We start from the raw sequence: 16,685 nt of genomic DNA, 5'->3' as shown, positions 1-16,685 counted from the left end.
TTTTAGTTCAAAATTAAATTCTTAATAGCCTATGTTTTGGGAAATTCCATCTGTAACGTCAATAGTCTCTTGGGGAATAGCGAATACTCTCAAATAAGGCTCTGTTCCCGCTTTTGCCGTATAAGGTTCATCATAAGTACCAAAACGAATCATTTGTTTTCTGCGGTACATTTCCCAATACATTTCGAAGCCAATTTCATTATATAGGGTTTCTTCATTTAAAAAGGAAATTGGTTTTCCAGGGGCATTGTCGAATAAAGCCTCTCTAGTTCTACTAGTTCTCAGTAAATTGATATCCTGTAGTGCTGCTGCAGATTCCCCTTTACGAAAATAGGCTTCAGCTCTCATACAATAAATTCCGCCCAATCTGTAAAGAGGAATATCTACTGCACTAGAACCATTACCATATTCAGGATCAAATTCCCATTTGAAGTTTCTCACACCACGATTAATCTGATCTTGACTGAACACTGCAGAGAGTGAGTTATCGAAATCAAGTTCTGGTGTGTAATCCATAGCAATGGTAGTATTTTTCTCCATCATTAATTTACTGATGGCAATTCTACCATCAGAGGTCATATTAAATCCTCCCTCGCCATCTAAAGTTGGGCCATATTGCTGCCCGACCTGCAATCCTCTGTTAAAGTGAAACCAGTTACCACCAGTATCGGGACGTACATCTTCTGCAGGTACACTACCGGTCGTACCATCATTCATAAACCATGTTCCATCAGAATATTGATAATATCTGTGAAAACGAGGATCATCATGATTTCCTTCCCATGTATAATAAAATTCAGGCTCTACGCAAGAAGCATTTGTTCCTCTATTATCTGGTGTGGGCTTTTGAGCTCTTCCAGTAGACATGTAAGCAAAGTCATTATCACTTCTACGGATGTTATCGTTTTCTTGCACTACAGCAAAAATAATTTCTGAACCGTTTTTATTATCAATGGCAAAATTGTCGAAATAATTACTTTCCAGACTAAAATTTCCTTCAATCAATAAGGAAGTATAATGAATCACTTTGTCCATATCGCTACCCTCATTATCGACTGCAGCTTCGGTAAAATTAAAGCTAGACGAAGCATTATATCTATCTTTTAAAACGGCTCTGTTTAAGTACATATCAGCTAACAAAGCATAAGCTGCCTGTTTAGTAAAACGTGCATTAAAGGTTCTTTGCTCTCCCAAGTTCGCCAAATTTGGAATAAGAGACTCTACTTCTGTAATTAAATTATCTATCTCGATATCTGCCTGAAGAAATTCTAACTCAGCATTTTCTGTAAATGGATCTCTATAAGGTGCTTGTTGAAATAAATCTATGGTGTTATAAATATATAGCGCTAAAAGACCTCTAGCTTCCGCTAAAAATAGATCGTAATTTTCGTAATCTGGGTTGGCTTCCAAAGATTCGATAGCTGTAAGTGTCTTGGTAATACCACTATTAAGCGCATTCCAAGTACTAGATACTGCGGCATTGTTCGTTCCCCAGGTAAATTCAGTTAAGGCTCTCCATTTTCCGCCATCACCCCAGTCACTACCTCGAGTTGGTAGCATACATTCGTCTGTTGGATATTCCTGAAGTCCAAATACATTACCGTGATCGGTAAATGTTCCTTCTGCTAGCTGGCCATATGCGGCTGCCATAGCACTTTCGGGACTGGAGCTTTTGCCTCCGACTACTTCATCTATTACTTCTTCCTCTAAATCTGTACAACTAAATAAAGTTGCTCCGATAAAGATCGTAAATATGGTTTTAGTTATTATATCTAAAGATTTCATTTGTTATAATTTTAAAGTTGCACCAATCATGTAAGATTTTGAAGATGGATAGGTTGTATAGTCGATACCTATAGATTGATTACCTCCCGTTGATCTGGGACTATTCACTAAAGGATCAAATCCTGAATAATTGGTTATCGTAAATACATTTTGAGCGCTTAGATAAAGATTGAGACCTTTAAGCCAATTGAGATTTGCAGTATCAAAAGTATACCCCAATCTTGCATTATTTAATCTTAAGAAATCGGATTTCTCCAAATATAAAGTAGAAAGCTGTGGTGTATTTTGAGGATTTGCGCCATCTTCATAAAATTCAGAAAGTACGTTTCTATCAGAAGCTAGATTATTAATGTTTAATGCCAAATTGGTATTATTAACTAAATAACCTCCTGTCTGACCGATAAATGCCATACTTAAATCCCATCGCTCGTAGCTTAAATTTGTGTTTAAACCAAAAGTAAAATTTGGAATAGCTCCTTCAAAAATCTGACGGTCGTCACTATTAATTACTTCATCATTATTGATATCTTCAAAAATATCGTTTCCACTTTCATCGAAACCAAGATGTTTCAGCATAAAGAAAGAACCTGCCTCATAACCACTTTTGTAGATATTTGCAGCCACTCCAGATAATCCAGGACCGGCAACACTACCAGAATACAGTTCAGAGACCGGTAAATTTTTGATTTCATTATTCAGTGTAGCTCCGTTAATATCTACGGACCAGTTAAAATCTTCTGTGCTTACAATATTAGATCCTAATGTAAATTCAAAACCTGTGTTTACAATCTCTCCTTCAATATTTTTCCAAACTGAAGTTGTTGGGCTTAAAGGTTCAGAAGGTATGTTTAAAATCGCATCGGTAGTCGTTTTGTTGTAATAATCTAATGAACCGTACAATTTATTATTCCATAAACTAAAATCTATTCCGGCATTGAACTGTCTAACTACTTCCCATTTTAGATCAGGATTTGCAGTACGATTGACCACAACACCATTTATTAAATTGTAATCGTTATATAAATAATACCCGCCAGCAGCCGACTGTGAATAACTTGCCTGAGTGATTTTGTTCTGAACTTCCTGATTACCCGTTTCTCCCCAACTGGCTCTTAGTTTCAATTGATCTATTTCTTGAGAACCTTTAAGAAATAATTCTTTATCGATATTCCAACCTAAAGCAAAGGATGGGAAATAACCATATTTATTATTCTCTCCGAATCTAGTTGATCCATCAGCCCTCAGAGACGCCGTCACTAAATAACGGTCATCATAAGTATAATTAACTCGGCCAAAGTAGGATTGTAATTCATTTTCCTGAGCATAACCACTAACCCCAGATTGCTCTCCAGAATACCCTGGATTATATTCCGGTGCTACACCTTCTTCCATAAGACTAATATTAGTTGTCGAAAATGAGGTTCCAGAAAAATTAAATTTTTGATACGAAAATCCTCCTAAAATTTCAAAATTACTTTTGTTAAGATCTAAATTATAGGTTAAGTAATGTTCAACTAAAGAACTTTGGGAATCAAGATTGTTCTGAACGTAAGCCCCTAGCGGAGTTCTATCCGTAACGTTCGGATAAATAGTTGAATTTCTCTCTGAAGTAGAGCGATCAATCCCTAAATTAAATTTATAATCCAAACCTTCTATTATACGGAAAGTAGCTTCTATATTCCCTAAAACTCTTAATGTTTGGGTTTTATCCTCATAGATATGCAACAGATACATCGGATTATAATGTGCATTCATATTAAAATTTGTGTAATGCCCATCTTCCTCAAAAACTGAACGTGTTGGATTGGCCATTAACGCATGCATTATTACCTGACCATCTGAACCTGCATCTGCTCCGTTTGGAATTCCGTTTTCATCAATTTGGCTGGCAGTAAGATTCATTTTTACCTTCAATCTTTTATTATCAAAGAAAGATTCTTCCGCATTAATTCTAGCAGTAGTTCTTTTGAAATCACTGGTCTCCACAATTCCTTCCTGATCCATACGAGAAAGCGACGCATAATAATTACCACTTTTTGTTCGCTTTGCAAATGAGAAATTATGATTTTGCGTGACAGCGGTTCTAAATAATTCGTCCTGCCAATCTGTACTACCACCATGATCATAAGATTCATCGTCGATAGCATTTCTATATTCAGCAGCGGAAAGTAAATCTACCTTATCTATTACGTTAGCTACATTTAAATAAGAATCTACAGTAATTGTAGCATCTCCTTTTTCTCCTTGTTTTGTAGTAATAATTACCACACCATTAGAGCCTCTAGCTCCATAAATCGCAGCAGCTGATGCATCTTTGAGAACGGTAATCGATGCTATATCGCTAGTGTTTAAAAAGTTTAGCGGGTTTTTTGCAGCAGTGTTTCCAAGCCCAAAATTTGGACCACCCGGACTTACATTCTCGTTACTAAGGGGCACCCCATCTACTACAAATAATGGAGTACTACCACTACGAATTGATCCAATCCCACGAATTGAAACATCTACACCCGCTCCCGGTTCCCCACTGGATTGTACCACACGTACACCAGCAACTTTTCCCTGGATTAAATTATCCGGAGAAACATTCACTCCCTTTTTAAAATCTTCTGAAGAAAGTTGGCTCACCGCTCCTGTTAAATCTTTCTTTGTTTTTTTACCATAACCTACTAAGACAATTTCATCAAGATTGGCGGCATCCGCAGCGAGTGTAATTGTAATTCCATCCTTAGCTTTAACCTGAATACTTTTGAAGCCTAAATAGGAAACTTCCAAAGTTGCGTTATCAGCAACTTCTATAGTAAACTGCCCATCAAAATTGGTAACGACACCATTATCTGTACCGGATTCTTTAATGGTTGCACCTGGTAAAGGCATTCCTTTTTCGTCTACAACCGTCCCGGTAATAGTTTGTTGATAGTTGTTAGAACTAATTTTAGTTTTTGCATTCTCAATATAAATACTGCTTCCTGCAGTAGCTATTTGAGAAGCTAATAAAACCGACATTCCAAAAATTATTTTTTTCGGTTTTAATTGTGTAATTTTAAAATACATGTAGTTAAGTAATTGGTTGCACAATGCTTAATTAATAACCGCAGTTGTTGGTAGCAACTGTGGTTCTTTTTTTCTCTTCCGTGTTGATTTGTTAATACATCCTAAAATGTTGAGTTTGTAAAAAAGGGTTCGCTTATTTTTTTAAATTCGCTAAATAAGGGAATGTTAATTTCTTTCACATTTTTTTAATTTTATTAAAGCTTTAATAAATTCTTATTTTCGTTTTAATTATTTACCTCACATAAATACTTAAATAATTTTCTTTTAATATTTAGTTCATTTAATTTGCTATATAAAGTAGTAAACCTCTAATTTCTTAACACAACTTAATCTTTTGATTACTTTCAAGCCGCCCTAAACATTTAGATTTATCCGCTAAAAATTAAATAATGGTCAATAAACTATCTATCGTCCTATTCTCATTAATTTGTATCTACTTTATTTCTGCTTGTTCAGATAAACCGAAAAGCAAACAAAAAATAAATCAAGTTCAGGTTATTGGATCTCATAATAGCTATAAGAAAGCTATTGAAGACTCTTTATATGCTTATTTAGAAAGTCAGGATTCTTTAGGAAGATTAAAAGGTTTACAATACGATCATATTCCTATGTTGCAGCAATTAAGCATGGGACTTAGAAATTTAGAAGTTGATGTTTATATTGATAAAAACGGTGGTAAATTCTCGAACCCTAAAGGTTTATCTTTAGCTGAAGATCAATCGAAATATGATCCTGAAAACAAATTGGAGGAACCCGGCTTTAAAATGATTCATATCCCTGATATAGATTTTAGAACTCAATATTACCTTTTTGAAAACTGCCTTAAAGATTTGAAATCTTGGTCCGAAGAAAACCCGGATCACACACCAATATTTATTACCCTAGAACCAAAAGATGGTGAAGAGAATAATTTTGGTACCTCTCCTGATCCATTTACTGCAGAAGCTTACCAAGAACTAGATGATATTATCCTAGAATCCTTGGGGAAAGAACATATAATTACTCCAGATGATATAAGAGCTGATTATAAAACCTTAAATGAAGCTGTAACCGTTGGAAATTGGCCAACGATTGATGAAGCAAAAGGAAAATTTATGTTTATACTAGATACTAAAGGTGCAAAAATGGAACTTTATATTAAAGATCATCCGTCTTTAAAAGATAGAGTAAGTTTCACCAATTCTAAGGAGAATTCTCCAGAAGCAGCGGCTATGATCATAAATGATCCCTATGATAAACGAATATCAGATTTAGTAAAAAAAGGGTATATTATTAGAACAAGAGCCGATGCAAACACTACTGAAGCTAGAAATAATGATTATTCTCGTTTTAAAACCGCTAAAAAGTCGGGTGCACAGATTATAACAACGGATTACTACCTTCCGAGTAAGTTCTTTGACTCTGACTATCAAATTGACTTCGGAAAGAATATTTTTTATAGAAAAAACCCTATAAATAGTAAATCTTAACTATTTCTATAGAGCTAATTACCGGAATTATGCAAGGTCTATAACTGTACTCACAAGCGTTTACCAATAGTTGCATAATGAAGAAAATTCAGAACTAGTAAAAAAGTGATCTAGATTATCGACCAGATTATTATTCTAATATCCGATAGCAATTAAATTTAATTAAAGAAACTGCATTGCTTCTTGAATGTTCTTCTCGAATCGATTGCTGATTAATCAAGATGGAACTCTAAAAGCTGTTAACCTATCTTAGTTCCAACCGTTTTTATAATTTAGAGTTATATTTTTGCTCTTATCCTTGCTTCTTGACTCGTATAAAATGTAATTTCAGCTATTGTTTTTTGCGTTATTTACGATTATAACATACTGTATTTTAAATACTTTAAAACTAATGCCTTAGAATGTTAATTAGCATTTCTAAGCTTAGCACTTCTTAGGATGTTGTTTACCTTCAAAGGAAATTCACACCTTATGAAAGTCAGTTTACGTAAAAAGAAACTAAGCACTGGAAAGTTTAGTCTCTACCTCGAGTATTATAAAGGTTCTGAAACCTTGAAAAACGAAAAAAACAAAACATTATCGTGATGTTGCACTTACGGGAATATTTATTTATAGAGCCGAAAGATCGTCACGAGAAGAAACAATATGAAGAGACCATTATTAGAGCCGAACAGATCTTGTCGATTCGTAGAGCGGAATAGGCCCAGGGAAAGTATGGTATTAAAAATCGATCGAAAGGAAAAATTAATTTTCTGGTCTACCTTAATCAATTAAAAGATGAACGATACGAAAGCCACTCCAATTACCACAACTGGCACGCTGCACAAAAGCAACTGGAAGCTTACTGTAATCATAAGATCATCACCTTTGATGAAGTATCAATCTTTTGTTTATGGTTTTAAGAAATATCTCGATGATTAAACTAGAGCTATTATGGGATATCGAAAAGGATAGTGAAGATCCTGTCTTTAAAGGTTTTAAATATAGGGTTATCTATCATAAAGTCTTGTTGAACTAGAGTAAAAGGCAGGTTATAAAAAAACATATTACCCTTCATAGTGCTCGTCATACCCATGCTGTTCTTTTACTGGAATATGGTGCAGATATCTATACGGTATCTAAAGTATTAGGACATAAGGAAATTAAAACTACGCAGATCTATGCGAAAATGGTAGATAAAAAGAAAAAAGAAGCGGCAAGGCTTATTCCTGAAATTCAAACGACCAATGTTATATGAGTTAGGTACCTTCTTTTATATAACCGGGTTTATTTATGTGTATGCCTTGCTCCTCGCCCATTATGGTAAAATAGTACTACGCTATTTTATGAATGAAAACCTGAATTGGAATGCGGATATCGAAAAGCCGAGAATCTTAGTGCATCTCATCGGTCTTAGTATCATGCATCTGCTATTCTACCAATTCCACCGAACAACATCTACACTAATCTTGATTATCGAAACTTCTGCTTTTATAGTGGCAGTAGTATTTTGTCAAATTTCTTGGAGATTAGTATTTCTTCAGCAGTTTACATCTGAAAAGCAGAAACCGTCACCTTCAAAATTAACTTCTTTTGAACTTCAAATTAGCAAAGCAGAAATTCGGTTGCTATACAATGGCCTGGTTCGCTATCATCTTATTAATATGGATAAGACCAGCTTAACAGATATGAAAAATGTGCTGACCAAAGCCTGGGATGAACACCAATCAAGTATTTATTTTGAATTGGATGCGCCCTCCTGTAGAGAATTCTATGACTTTCTAAATAAACGTTTTCCAGAAAACAGGCTTAGCTTAAAAGCATTTTTCAGGTACTCCAAGTGTATTAAAAGACCGGATGGGAAATTGTATAACTACAATACTATCAAAACCGCTACCCTAAGAACTCCGATTTCGAAAAAACACGAAGAAATTGCTAAAATTTTTAAAAGTCTGGATTGATATCACAACTCCATTTTATACTTCAATTTTCTGCTCTGATTTGCTCTTTCTGATCTAATTTTCACAGTTAAATTTCTAATATTTTACATACCTGGTATACATAGTAGACAGGACGGGTATAGGCTATTTCTAAGTTTGAGATAAGAATCGAATAGCAAATGAAAAAGCTATTTGTCATTATTAACCCTTAAAACTTAATACCATGAATGCTTTACAAATTCTTGAAAAATTAGAGCGTATCGAACGAATGATACGCGCCAACAAACCGGTATTGTCCTTTGAAGAGGCTGCAGAATATACCGGACTTTCCAAAAGTTATCTCTACAAATTAACTGCACGTGGAGAAATTCCGTATTCCAAACCTAGAGGAAAAATGATCTATTTCTCCCGGGAAAAACTGGATGAATGGTTACTACAGAATTCCTTTAAATCTTTGAGTGATCTGGAACAGGAAGCGATTTCATATACCGCGAAAAACAAAAAATTCCAATAAGTCATGGAATCGTCGAACAGAAAATTATATCTGGCCGAAGAACAAAAGAAGAAAACCATTTATGATTACCTGGAAGATTATCTCATTGAAAAAATGATATCCGTTTTAATGAGATTGCCCAGGAATTCCAAATTCGACTGAAAGGCCAGGGCAAATGGGAAGAGTTTGAAATGAACTCCCTACTCATTGAACTTGCCAGATCGAATATTGAAGTGACTCCTACCAAATTAGAAATCTTTTTAAAATCTTATATGATACCTAGATATAATCCTATACAAAGTTATTTTGAAGAGCTGCCAAAATGGAATGGTAATGATCATATTAGTGATCTTGCAAGTTACCTGCCTCTTCGTGAACCTAAAGCCTTTCTTTATCATTTTAGAAAATGGCTCGTAAGAAGTGTAAAGTGCGCGATGGAAGATGCATATTTCAATAAGCAATGCCTGGTACTTGTCCATGCTGCACAAAATTCCGGGAAATCTACCTGGTGCCGCTTTCTTTGTCCTCCGAAATTATCAAATTACATTGCGGAAGATCTAAGCAATGACAAGGATGCAAGGATTCAACTGACCCGAAACTTTCTGATCAACCTCGATGAATTGTCGGTATTGGCCAGGAAAGAAACCAATGCATTGAAGGCTTATTTTTCAAAGACGATTATCAATGAGCGCCTTCCCTATGATCGCAAGAATACCAGCCTGCATCGTTGCTGTTCTTTTATTGGTTCGACCAACCGTACCACCTTTTTAAATGATGAAACGGGTTCAGTACGCTGGCTATGTTTTGAACTCCTGGGAAAAATCGATTTTAATTATAGCCGTAAAATTGATATTAACCAGGTATGGGCTCAGGCCTTTATGCTCGCCTATATGGATATTGACTTTAGCCCCGAGTTAACGCCAAAAGATATTGCTGAAAATGAATTGCGCAATAACAGCTACCGACAGGCGACGATGGAAGAGGAACTGTTAAATAAATTCTATACGCCCAGCCAGAAGGAAGAAGACTTTTATACGACAACCGACATCCTCTCAAAATTACAGCATGTAAACAACAGACTAAATGTTGTAAACATGGGTAGGGCGTTAGCTGCACAGGGATATGAGCGGGTTAAAGATAAAAAGAGACGAATCTATGGCTACCTGGCTAAACCTTCATTTAAATACTCCCCGCTAGAAAATATCTAAAACTTAATTAAAAATAACTTACCCATCTTACCCCATTTAGGTTTAACTCAATATTCATAAGGCTTGAGCTTGTGGTAAGATCTGCTGCCAATCATCTTACCCAACTTACCCAAACAAGGCCTTGGGTAAGATGGGTAAGATCGAAAATCAGGTATTATTCAACCTACCCCCTAGTATTTAAGGGGCTTGGGTAAGATGGTAACTTAAATTCAGAAAAATGAAAAAAAATAATGAATTGTGGAGTAGCGCCCGAAATACAGATATTATTCAATTATTGAAGTCTTTAGGGCACTACCCCACCAAAACAAAGGAAAAAGAAGCTTGGTTTCTGAGTCCCCTGCGGTCAGAAACGCAAGCCTCTTTTATCGTATCTAAAACAAAAAACCTTTGGTACGACTTCGGTCTTAGTAAAGGTGGGAATAGTATCGACCTTATCATGAATTTGAAATCCTGTAATTTCCAGGAGGCGTTGAACTTTCTAAAAAACCCACAGTATAGCTTTTCTTTTAATCCGCCTGCTCAAATTTCACATGAACCAAAAATCAAATTACTGAAAACGTCACATTTTATCTCAAACGCCTTACAGGATTATATCATGCAACGTGGGATTCCCATGCTGTTAGCTTCACGCTTTTTGGAGGAGGTGACCTATAAGGTTCGCAGTGGTATCTATTTTAGTCTGGGACTTAAAAATCACAAAAAGGGGTGGGAACTTCGAAATGCTTATTTCAAAACTGTAATCGCTCCGAAATCCTATACCCACATTTGCTGGAATCATACTAGTCTTTGTATCACCGAAGGTATGTTTGATTTTTTGTCTCTGGGAGTTTTAGAGAAAGAGTCTTTTGAAAAAATGGATCATGTGATACTAAATTCTCTGGCTTGTGTTCCGCAACTAATGGGATTGCTTCCCTCCTATTCCAAGATATATCTCTACCTGGATAATGACCCTGCGGGAGATCGTATGACTTCGTATTTACTAGAACACTTTGCTCAGGCCATCGACCTGAGATATCGCTTTTATCCACATAAAGATCTTAACGAAAAACTTTGCCATGTTCGACGAGAAAATACCCTTTGAAAGCGAAAAGAAATCCTCCTATTCCTTAAGCTTTGAAAAGCTAAAAAAAAGGGAAGGCAAAACGAGGATTTTCAATGATGGGGACACGGGTTCCCATCAAACGGAAAATTCTAATATAGATCCTAATTCAAGATGTGTGTCTGTGGACACAATCTTGATTGCTCCCCATGGTCGCAATGAAAAAAAAGAGAGGTTTAAGGGGAAGACTTCCTTAATCAAATTCAGGTGTACGCTGTACCAGAAAAAGCTACTGAACATCAAGGCTAAAAGATCGGGATTAAGCCTTAGTGAATTTTGTCGAAAATCAGCCATGGATCTGCCTATTAATGAGCGGATGAGCGATGATCATATTGCCATCTATAAAGACCTGGTGAAATTCCATAACAACTTTAAGTCGATCGGGAATATGTTCCGAAAACGGGATCCGAGATTATCGGCTGAAGTTTATAAGCTGGCCGAGGCCATGAAGAAACATCTTAAAAAACTGGATCTATGATTGGTAAAGGAAAATCCATTAGTCATACTCAGGCTTCCATGAAGTATGGTTGGAACCAGGAGAAGGAGGCAGAGATTGTCTACGCTCAAAATATTGTGGGAGATTCCCCGCAGGAAATTAGCCGCGAGTTTGAACAGATCCAAAAGCTGAATGAGCATTGTGAACGTAATACGCTGTCCTTTGTCCTGAGTCCTACCATTGAAGATGGACGGACACTGGATCAGCGTAAACTTGGAGAACTGACCAAAGACTTTATGCGGGAAATGAACCTGGGCGAGCGACAGGCAATTGCTTTTGTGCATCAGGATAAAGAGCATAAACATGTGCACCTGTATGTGAACCGGATTGATTTTGATGGTCGTGCCTATAAGGATAATTTTATTGGTAAACGTAGTCAACATGCTGCCGAGCGGGTTGCTCATGAACATCAACTGACCACCGTTCGCGAGGTACAGCTTATACGAGAGATCAATCTTACCGATATTCGTTTGGAAATTAAACGTCGGCATGAGCTGACCATGAAACAATTTAAACCGGAAACGTATAAAGCCTACATGCGCGGGATGGAAACCAATGGTGTAAAAGCGATTCCCTTTATCAATAAGCAACAAAAACTACAGGGCTTTCGGTTTGAATTTGATGGGCATAGCCTCAAAGGAAGCGCCGTGCATCGTTCCATGAGTATGTCCAATATCGGAAAGCAAATGGCACGGGAACATGGTATCGAAAAATTCAAAGAACTCAACAAAGCGATTAGACTGGCGAAAAGCCCGGAACCGGTGCAAATCAGCTTAAAACTATTAAAAGAAATCGCAAAAAAAGTTATTAAAAAGTCCATATCTAAAGGCTTGGATATCGGATACTAAACCTCTTGAATTATGGCAAAAATTGATGAACTATCGGAATTATTATGCGCTGAGCTGGCAAGCTTCGAGCAGCATATGAAACGACTGGAAGAAATTCACTCGCAGGGGATTCACCTGGATACTAAAGACCTGATACGACGACTTTCAAGTCTGGAAGATACGCTGGATTTTGAAAAGAACGAATATGAACGGATTTCTGCGGAATTATCCGATACGATCAAAGAGGCGAAGATCTATCCGAAATGGGCACTGATTGTCTTCTTTGTGTCTTTGAGTTTGAATGTTATTGGAGTTGTGATTTTGATTCTTGATCTTAAGAAATAATGATTGAACTGCTGTAGTAGCAGCATTTTTTAATCTGAACCAAAGATATGAATTACTGTAGTATTGATAAGGAAATTCTCAATTATGTTAAACAAAAGAGAAATAATGTTAAAGGTCAATTTTGATTATCTCTAAATTTGCCTTTAGTACTTGGAATTACTACATTAGACCGGACACTAAGTTGAGAGAATATTTTTGCTAGTTATTACCTTAGCAATTATGAGAAGAAAATCTAAACATTACACCTTAGAATTTAAACAAAAAGCAGTCGAGTTAAGTTATGCTAAAGGCAATGTAAAACAAGTATGTGAAGACTTGGATATATTTCCATCTGTACTTTACCGTTGGCGTAGAGAGTTAAAAGATTACGGTAACAACAGTTTCCCTGGCCGTGGTAATCCTAAAATGACCGATGAAGAAAAAGAGATAGCCCGATTAAAAAAGGCATTAAAAGAAGCCGAGTTAGAACGAGACATCTTAAAAAAGGCCATCAGCATCTTCTCCGCGAGCGACAAGAAAAATACAGGTTTATAAAACAACACCTTATGAGATTTCCTGTCGAGACGATGTGTAAAATATTGAAAGTAAGCAAAAGTGGCTATTACCATTGGTTACAATCGGGACCAAGTAAATTATGGTTAGAAAATCAAAAGGTAACTGGGCTTATTAAATCTATATTTAAAGATAGCTTTCAAAGCTATGGTTCACCTAGAATAAAAACAGAACTAGAGACATTAGGCTATAAAATATCAAAGCCTAGAGTTGCACGTATTATGAGTGCTAATTATTTGTTTGCAAAACGAAAACGTAAGTTTAAAGCAACCACATATAGTCAACATAATTACCCCATAGCTCCTAATTTATTAAACCAAAACTTTGAAGTAAGCCGACAGGATCAAGTTTGGGTAAGCGATATAACCTATATCAAAACCAAACAGGGCTGGTTATACCTTACTGTCATTATTGATTTGTTTAACCGCAAAGTTGTTGGATGGGCTCTAAGCGATAATCTAAGTACAGAAGACACTATTATTAAGGCTTGGCATATGGCTATAAAGAAAACTACTTTAACCCAGTCTTTAATTTTTCATTCCGACCGAGGTATACAATATGCCAGCCATAAGTTTACCTCATTAATTAAAAGTTACAATGGCTTAGTAAACCAATCTATGAGCAGAAAAGGTAATTGCTGGGATAATGCCATTGCTGAATCGTTCTTTAAATCATTAAAGGTAGAATGGGTTTATAGGCACAATTATAAGTTGAGATCTGAAGCGGAGTTATCCATCTTTGGATGGATAGAAACTTGGTATAATAATAGAAGAAGACATTCCTTTTTAGGAAATAGAACTATAAGAGAATTTGAATTAGACATGTATAACCTTAAACTAGCAGCGTAGTCATTCAACTATTTGTCCAGTTTTTTGTTGCAAGTCCAACTTGAAGTTTAGAATTACAGATTAAAAATGTCCCCTGAAAAATCAAATAAAGAACAACTACGATCTCATCAGTTCCAATTGTTTTTTGATACTATTGAAAATTTACAATTATACTCTTCCAAGATAAATTACGAATTACTATATCTGGAAATGATTAGGTCAAAGCAAAGTCGAAATCCCAGGTTCAATTACCAATTTACAATTAATAAAAATCATTTGTCAAAAGGCTTAAGGGATCTTTTATATCATAAAGAAGATTTGAGAATTTGTATTTCAGAATTACTAATTGAAATAAATCTATGTACACACCTGGAAGAATTTGATTTAATCATCGACAAGGCTATTCGTTTAGCAGAAGAAGAATAAAATTAGACTAACTACATTATTATAAATGTGGCAAACTTATCTTTTAAAATAAGTAGCTCCGCCTTTGTATATGCTTGGACATTTAGTGAGTGTTTAAAAAAGGTAACCTCACCTTATGGGTATACAATTACCCTCCATTTAAAACTATCAAATTTGTATCTCCATTTTATACTGTTCGTTATCAGCTAATTTTAATAAAAAATGCACACGCACTGTAGATGCCAAGGCACTTAGTGATTGCTATTTAATAACCTCACCTTACGGGTGTACAGCCACCCTCAACTAATTCAAATCAATCAATAATAAGTTCAATTCCGGCTTTCTCTGCCTTATATTTTATTTTCATTGTAAGATCGTAATAGCTCCAATTCCGAAATAAAAATGCTTCCTCTTTGGCTATTCTTATTTTTTCTTCCTGGTTCATCAAAACAAGCGTACCAGCCTGGTGCTTTACACAAAAATCTATGAGCTTCCGACTATAAACATGTAAGCGATTCTGTACATAATTGTATTCTGCATTTTTAAATCGCTCTAAGGCTTTTGTTTTTCGTTTTCTTCCTTTGCCTGATTTTGCATAAGTTACTCCTGCTTCCACTCGTTTTCTTGCTGACTGAATCGCTAATCGTCGATGTAAAAACTCTTCTTTAGAACCTATAGCCAGCTTTGCTCTTCCTATCTTTACTATGATCGGATATTCAATCGATAGGGAAGCCTCCGCTATCTTATCTGGTTGTAGCTTGTGTTTTTCCTTTTCAAATTCAAAAACCGCATGCATATATATCTTGTGCTTCTCCAACTTTAAATGGGAGGTTCGAAGTTTAAGCTTTCCTTCCATTAATCGGTGTAAGAGTTTGCGCGTTTCGTGATAGTCTTTTCCTAAATAGAACACCATCGGTATGGAAAAGAAGCGGAACCGAAAAATATGTTTCTCTTCATCGTATCTTAAACCACAGACTCCTTCGGAACTAAAGGGAAAAGCCATATCTCTTTTAAAGTTTTTTACAGATCGCTCTCCTCTCCAATAAGCATCCCGGTTTTGTCGAAATGAACTGAGCAACGTACTATTCAGATGTGTTAAGATATTGGTTGGCATTTCGCCTTTAAATCGATCTGAAACTAAACGATAGGTGGTATTAATCCGTGATCGGTTAAATATGCCATTTTCTGATTTCTTTTCATCCAGCAATTTATACCGAACCCCTTCCGAGAAGTAAAGGAATTCCTGAGCCATTTCCTGTATATATAAATGAGATACGATAAGATTCGATGCCCTATAACAATTATATTGCCAGTCATATAATTTACTCAAAGCCTCCTTACGTTCTTCCTGGGTAGGAAGATCGACCAGTAACTGAATTTTTCGAGTAAGTTTTATTGTTGAAGTACCCATAACTAAGCGGTTTGTAATTGTTCTTCATGTTTCTGCTGCATCAATTTATAGGCTATCATAAACTGACGGTGGACTTCCTTCTGTGGAAGTTGTAGCTCTTCAGCAATCTTTGAAAAGGATTGCTTTTCTTCACATCGCAATTTCAACACCTTTGCCTGTTCATTGGTCATTTCCTGTGATTCCTTTACGGAATCGGATGTTGAATGATTCGACTGATCTAGTTTACTTCCTCGATGAATAATTTGCTTTAAATCATCGATAGCCAAATAAACTTCGTTACTGGCATGCTTAACGCTTATGCCCATTAGTTTGGAAATAATCGCATATTTAAAATCATATTTCAAACAAAGCTCTATTAATTGCTTACGCTTTGGTTCTATAAACGGTAATACATTTCTAATTCGGTCATAATACTCCTGCTCTGACTTTTGATCCAAAAGATGCTGATCTTCTTCGGCTTCAGGATCAAAGCCGTACATATAATCCTGATAGTTTTCATAAAATTCTAAGCGGTTGATCGAACGATAGAATTTATTTCTTGGACGACAATAAAAGAATGTACATTCCCTCTTTACTACATGACGTAGAAAAAAGAACACATGTTCGGGTCGCTCTATGGTATCACGAAGCATCCATAGTTTTAGGAAAGCATCCTGCATGATCGTTTCAACAACAAATTCATCTTGAATTAGCTGCCTGCCAATAAAGAAGATATGCCGACTGTGCCTGGCGTAGATAAATTCTATGGCATCAGGATGTCCTTGTTTTAAGAGTTTGAAATCACGTTCCATGGCCAAC

Annotated in this window: 15 protein-coding genes; 11 read left to right on the top strand and 4 right to left on the bottom strand. The window is 35.9% G+C overall.

Translation table 11 applies throughout. The features are described 5' to 3' along the window. Positions 1-21 precede the first annotated feature (21 nt). Both INR75_RS06240 and INR75_RS06235 read right to left on the bottom strand, forming a co-directional pair. The gene (locus INR75_RS06240; protein WP_223091203.1) at positions 22-1,785 is read right to left on the bottom strand and encodes a RagB/SusD family nutrient uptake outer membrane protein; all 1,764 of its coding nucleotides are present in this window, start codon (positions 1,783-1,785) and stop codon (positions 22-24) included. Between the two features lie 3 nt (positions 1,786-1,788). Further along, positions 1,789-4,788, bottom strand: a complete 3,000-nt coding sequence (locus INR75_RS06235) for a TonB-dependent receptor (RefSeq protein ID WP_255584658.1) — start codon at positions 4,786-4,788, stop codon at positions 1,789-1,791. A 437-nt stretch (positions 4,789-5,225) separates the two neighbouring features. On the opposite strand from INR75_RS06235, the gene INR75_RS06230 reads away from it, so the two are divergent. The 11 genes from INR75_RS06230 (at position 5,226) to INR75_RS06185 (ending at position 14,092) form a co-directional block, all read left to right on the top strand. Next, entirely contained in the window at positions 5,226-6,305 is a 1,080-nt protein-coding gene (locus INR75_RS06230; RefSeq protein WP_223091201.1) for a phosphatidylinositol-specific phospholipase C1-like protein, read from the top strand. A 719-nt stretch (positions 6,306-7,024) separates the two neighbouring features. Then, positions 7,025-7,207, top strand: coding sequence for a phage integrase SAM-like domain-containing protein (locus INR75_RS20415; RefSeq protein ID WP_370629904.1), 183 nt, complete (start codon positions 7,025-7,027; stop codon positions 7,205-7,207). Between the two features lie 131 nt (positions 7,208-7,338). Continuing rightward, the gene (locus tag INR75_RS20410; RefSeq protein ID WP_370629903.1) at positions 7,339-7,542 is read left to right on the top strand and encodes a tyrosine-type recombinase/integrase; all 204 of its coding nucleotides are present in this window, start codon (positions 7,339-7,341) and stop codon (positions 7,540-7,542) included. Beyond that, on the top strand, positions 7,532-8,245 hold the full coding sequence (locus tag INR75_RS06220; protein ID WP_223088907.1) for a hypothetical protein: 714 nt from the start codon (positions 7,532-7,534) through the stop codon (positions 8,243-8,245). Before INR75_RS20410 ends, INR75_RS06220 begins: the two co-directional genes overlap by 11 nt. A 202-nt stretch (positions 8,246-8,447) precedes the next feature. Continuing rightward, entirely contained in the window at positions 8,448-8,738 is a 291-nt protein-coding gene (locus INR75_RS06215) for a helix-turn-helix domain-containing protein (protein ID WP_223088906.1), read from the top strand. 170 nt (positions 8,739-8,908) lie between these two features. Continuing rightward, positions 8,909-9,925, top strand: a complete 1,017-nt coding sequence (locus tag INR75_RS06210) for a virulence-associated E family protein (protein WP_255584656.1) — start codon at positions 8,909-8,911, stop codon at positions 9,923-9,925. A 217-nt stretch (positions 9,926-10,142) separates the two neighbouring features. Next, the gene (locus tag INR75_RS06205) at positions 10,143-11,006 is read left to right on the top strand and encodes a toprim domain-containing protein (RefSeq protein ID WP_223091200.1); all 864 of its coding nucleotides are present in this window, start codon (positions 10,143-10,145) and stop codon (positions 11,004-11,006) included. After that, positions 10,981-11,502, top strand: coding sequence for a mobilization protein MbpA (mbpA, locus tag INR75_RS20405; protein WP_255584523.1), 522 nt, complete (start codon positions 10,981-10,983; stop codon positions 11,500-11,502). The genes INR75_RS06205 and mbpA overlap by 26 nt, the downstream gene beginning before the upstream one ends. Then, positions 11,499-12,368, top strand: coding sequence for a relaxase/mobilization nuclease domain-containing protein (locus tag INR75_RS06195; protein ID WP_223088903.1), 870 nt, complete (start codon positions 11,499-11,501; stop codon positions 12,366-12,368). Before mbpA ends, INR75_RS06195 begins: the two co-directional genes overlap by 4 nt. 12 nt (positions 12,369-12,380) lie before the next feature. Then, the gene (locus tag INR75_RS06190; protein WP_223088902.1) at positions 12,381-12,692 is read left to right on the top strand and encodes a DUF6730 family protein; all 312 of its coding nucleotides are present in this window, start codon (positions 12,381-12,383) and stop codon (positions 12,690-12,692) included. A 195-nt stretch (positions 12,693-12,887) separates the two neighbouring features. After that, positions 12,888-14,092, top strand: a protein-coding gene (locus INR75_RS06185; RefSeq protein WP_086026153.1) for an IS3 family transposase whose coding sequence is annotated in 2 segments (ribosomal slippage) — positions 12,888-13,167 and positions 13,167-14,092 — 1,206 coding nt in all. Because the reading frame shifts where the segments join, the coding sequence is not laid out codon by codon here. 697 nt (positions 14,093-14,789) lie between these two features. Here the strand turns inward: INR75_RS06185 and INR75_RS06180 are convergent. Both INR75_RS06180 and INR75_RS06175 read right to left on the bottom strand, forming a co-directional pair. Next, the gene (locus INR75_RS06180) at positions 14,790-15,887 is read right to left on the bottom strand and encodes a hypothetical protein (protein WP_223091199.1); all 1,098 of its coding nucleotides are present in this window, start codon (positions 15,885-15,887) and stop codon (positions 14,790-14,792) included. A 2-nt stretch (positions 15,888-15,889) separates the two neighbouring features. Further along, complete coding sequence (locus INR75_RS06175; RefSeq protein WP_223091198.1) at positions 15,890-16,678, bottom strand: RNA polymerase sigma factor; 789 nt, start codon at positions 16,676-16,678, stop codon at positions 15,890-15,892. Positions 16,679-16,685 lie beyond the last annotated feature (7 nt).

This window comes from Zunongwangia sp. SCSIO 43204 (assembly GCF_019904275.1).
Lineage (GTDB): Bacteria > Bacteroidota > Bacteroidia > Flavobacteriales > Flavobacteriaceae > Zunongwangia > Zunongwangia mangrovi.
Note: the sequence above shows the minus strand (reverse complement) of the source record. Positions and strands in the feature narration are given on the sequence as shown.

What these genes read in the sequence shown, in the direction of transcription:
- INR75_RS06240 (WP_223091203.1), bottom strand. Translation starts at nt 1,785, where the DNA reads ATGAAATCTTTAGATATAATAACTAAAACCATATTTACGATCTTTATC.
- INR75_RS06235 (WP_255584658.1), bottom strand. Translation starts at nt 4,788, where the DNA reads ATGTCGGTTTTATTAGCTTCTCAAATAGCTACTGCAGGAAGCAGTATT.
- INR75_RS06230 (WP_223091201.1), top strand. Translation starts at nt 5,226, where the DNA reads ATGGTCAATAAACTATCTATCGTCCTATTCTCATTAATTTGTATCTAC.
- INR75_RS06220 (WP_223088907.1), top strand. Translation starts at nt 7,532, where the DNA reads ATGTTATATGAGTTAGGTACCTTCTTTTATATAACCGGGTTTATTTAT.
- INR75_RS06215 (WP_223088906.1), top strand. Translation starts at nt 8,448, where the DNA reads ATGAATGCTTTACAAATTCTTGAAAAATTAGAGCGTATCGAACGAATG.
- INR75_RS06210 (WP_255584656.1), top strand. Translation starts at nt 8,909, where the DNA reads ATGAACTCCCTACTCATTGAACTTGCCAGATCGAATATTGAAGTGACT.
- INR75_RS06205 (WP_223091200.1), top strand. Translation starts at nt 10,143, where the DNA reads ATGAAAAAAAATAATGAATTGTGGAGTAGCGCCCGAAATACAGATATT.
- mbpA (WP_255584523.1), top strand. Translation starts at nt 10,981, where the DNA reads ATGTTCGACGAGAAAATACCCTTTGAAAGCGAAAAGAAATCCTCCTAT.
- INR75_RS06195 (WP_223088903.1), top strand. Translation starts at nt 11,499, where the DNA reads ATGATTGGTAAAGGAAAATCCATTAGTCATACTCAGGCTTCCATGAAG.
- INR75_RS06190 (WP_223088902.1), top strand. Translation starts at nt 12,381, where the DNA reads ATGGCAAAAATTGATGAACTATCGGAATTATTATGCGCTGAGCTGGCA.
- INR75_RS06180 (WP_223091199.1), bottom strand. Translation starts at nt 15,887, where the DNA reads ATGGGTACTTCAACAATAAAACTTACTCGAAAAATTCAGTTACTGGTC.
- INR75_RS06175 (WP_223091198.1), bottom strand. Translation starts at nt 16,678, where the DNA reads ATGGAACGTGATTTCAAACTCTTAAAACAAGGACATCCTGATGCCATA.